This window comes from Streptomyces sp. NPDC057638 (assembly GCF_042800315.1).
Taxonomy (GTDB): Bacteria; Actinomycetota; Actinomycetes; order Streptomycetales; family Streptomycetaceae; genus Streptomyces.
This window is the reverse complement of record NZ_JBHVHF010000560.1, coordinates 1-2,253: the sequence shown is the minus strand read 5'-3', so window position 1 is coordinate 2,253 and position 2,253 is coordinate 1. Positions and strand designations below refer to the sequence as shown.

2 protein-coding genes and 1 pseudogene are annotated in these 2,253 nt (G+C 74.0%); all 3 read right to left on the bottom strand.

Features of this window, described 5'->3' with window-relative positions; genetic code table 11:
- A partial coding sequence (locus ACFVIM_RS34745; RefSeq protein ID WP_384310274.1) for a GAF domain-containing protein occupies positions 1-934 on the bottom strand: 934 nt, incomplete at its 3' end.
- A gap of 87 nt (positions 935-1,021) precedes the next feature.
- Positions 1,022-1,642, bottom strand: a complete 621-nt coding sequence (locus ACFVIM_RS34740) for an N-acetylmuramoyl-L-alanine amidase (protein ID WP_384310271.1) — start codon at positions 1,640-1,642, stop codon at positions 1,022-1,024.
- Between the two features lie 189 nt (positions 1,643-1,831).
- Positions 1,832-2,253 (bottom strand): annotated as a pseudogene (locus ACFVIM_RS34735) (SWF or SNF family helicase); the annotation flags it as partial.

Here is a 2,253-nt window from a genome sequence, read left to right as displayed (position 1 = left end):
GCCGGTAGGGGCGCGACCGCAGCAACGCCCCTACCGGCTGGCCGAGCGCCTGCCGCAGCCGGGACAGCTCGGCCCGCAGCGTCACCGGGGTCACCGACTCGTCCTCGTACAGTTCCAGGAGGAGTTCGTCCCCGCCGACGCCCTCAGGGCGCTGTGCCAGGAGGACGACGATCTCACTGTGACGGCGGCTGAGACGGATCTTTCGGCCCGCCGCCACCAGGAGTGCCTCGTCCCGGCCGAGCGCCGACAGCCGGACACGCGCCGCGTCCGGGGGTGGCGCGAGCAGCGCCAGCTGGTACTCGGCGGCCCGGGCCACCGCCGTCACGAAGGCCAGGCTGTGGGGATGGGCGAGCCGGTCGCCGCCGGTGATGTCGATGGCGCCCAGGACCCGCCCGGTCGCCGGGTCGTGGATGGGGGCGGCCGCGCAGGTCCACTCCTGGACCGGACGGCGGAAGTGCTCGGCGGCGAAGACCTGGACGGGTCGGCCGACGGTGAGCGCGGTGCCGGGCGCGTTGGTCCCGGCCACGGCCTCCGCCCAGCGCGCTCCCGGTACGAAGTTCATCCGGCCCGCCGCCCGCAGGACCGCGGGTGGACCGTCCACCCATAACAGCCGCCCCTGCGCGTCGCAGACCGCCACCAGGTGCGCGCCATCGCGCGCGTAACCACCGGTCAGCTCCCGCACCACCGGCATGACCCGGGCCAGCGGATGTGCCTCGCGATAGGCGATCAGCGCGTCGTCGCCCAGTTCGACGCCCGCTGTGCCCTCCGGGCTGACCCGCGCCCGCGTCGAACGCCGCCAGGAGTCGGCGACCACCGGCCGTACGGGCCGCTCGACCCGGCCCGCCGTCAGATACGTGTCGTAAGCGCGCCGCAGGACGGCGCTCCGCTCGGTCGGATCCGTGCCCGCCTCCAACGCCACCCACGCGTCGCTCACATCGGCCTCCCGGGCCCATCGTCGCCTCTGGCCCATCGGCCCGACAAGCGTGCCCCCGAGCCCCGGGAGGACCGTGTGCCGCCCGGGTCAGAAGGAGTTCACGAGACGCATGTAGCGGGTCCAGTCCCAGTGCCGCCCCGGATCGGTGTGGTCGGCTCCGGGCACCTCATGGTGGCCGATGATCCGCGAGCGCGTACGGGGGATCCCGTAGCGGGCGCAGATGGACGCCGTCAGGGCCGCCGAACGCTCGTAGAGGACATCGGTGAAGTACACGGGCTGGTCCACCCACCCCTCGTGCTCGATGCCGACGCTGCGCGTGTTGTAGTCCCAGTTGCCCGCGTGCCAGCCGACGTGGCGCTCCCGTACGCACTGGGCCACATGGCCGTCCGTGGAACGCACCACATAGTGCGCGGACACCTTCTTCGCCGGATTCTGGAAGATCCGCACCGTATCGGCGAACGTCTCCTGGGCGACGTGGATGACGACGTAGTCCACGGAGTATGAGGAAGGGCGGCTCGACGCCGTGTAGTTGGAGGTGGCGGCGGGCAGCCACTGCGCCAGCGGGTAGTCGGTCTCGGCGCGCGCGCCCAGGGAGGCGGTGTTGCCCGGCTTCGCCCGGGACGGAGTGGCCTCGGCGCGCCCCGGCGGCATCAGCAGGCCCGCCACCGTCACGGCGGCGGTACCCCGGAGCAGTCTTCTACGGTCCATGGGACCCCTTCTGACGAGGGTTGACGGAAGATCGGCACAGGATCTCCCGACGACCGCCGTTACCCCGGGACGTCGGCGCCACCGGTTCTCCGGTGTCGTGCGCGAGGTGCCCGCGACACGGCCCCGTGGGGGCGTACGGATGTGCGCTCGGCTCACCCGTACGGCCCCACGGCCGCCACCCGTCCCGCGCTACATCTCGGCGAGCGCCACAGCGGGACAGGAGGCGGCGGGCCCGGCGGGCACCCAGCGGCCGTCTTCCTCACGACAGGGCCAGAAACGTCCGTCCGGCCCCAGCCGTACCCCCACCGCCGCGCCGGTCGGCGTCTCGACGCTCCAGTGGCCCACGCCGAGGGCGCGCAGCCGGGGACGATCGGACGGCTCCCAGGCCGACGCCAGCGCCGCCTGCGCCCGGGCCGCTTCCTCCGGCGATGGCGCCCATGTCCCGTCGAGGACGGTGAGCGCCACAGCGCCGCCCGTGCGCCACGCCCGTACCGCCAGCTTCAGCTCGTCGCGCTGACGTCCCGTGCCCGCCGCCAGGCGCCGCGCGATCGTGGCGGGAGGCCCGCACGCGGCCATCCGGACCGCGTCCTGGTCCCGGGTCGGCTCCGGCT